Here is a 411-nt window from a genome sequence, read left to right on the forward strand (position 1 = left end):
GTTTGACGACATGCTTCACCCGCCTCTCTGCCTGGTCACGTCGCCACCTACGCTAGGTGACCGCGCCCTCAAGAGCAGCCATTGGCCTATTCGGTTTGGCGGGCATTCTTCCAGTATGCCGAAGCTACATCCTCGCCCGACTTCAGAAACCGATCAATCGCTGACTTTTGCATGCCTCCGTTTGGGTCTTGGGTGTAGGAATGCATCAGTGTATTGAACAACTCGTTCCCCGCGCGGATGCTGTCGTTGACGCCATCAACGTATTCCGAAACGGTCAGTTGACTATCGCCTGATGAGTCAAACGCTTTGAAAAGCTTGTCGGCGGCGTCTATCGCAAGACCAGCGCGTTTCATTTGCGTTTCAAACTCGTTTTTCGAAAGCTGTCTATCACCGCTTGAGTCGCCTTGCACG

General features: G+C 53.8%; 1 protein-coding gene. It reads right to left on the reverse strand.

What is annotated here, in order from left to right:
* Positions 1 to 86 precede the first annotated feature (86 nt).
* A partial coding sequence (locus SB751_RS28360) for a hypothetical protein (RefSeq protein WP_410748834.1) occupies positions 87 to 411 on the reverse strand: 325 nt, incomplete at its 5' end.

The sequence above is a fragment of the Cupriavidus sp. SIMBA_020 genome (assembly GCF_046535395.1).
Classification (GTDB): Bacteria; Pseudomonadota; Gammaproteobacteria; order Burkholderiales; family Burkholderiaceae; genus Cupriavidus; species Cupriavidus campinensis.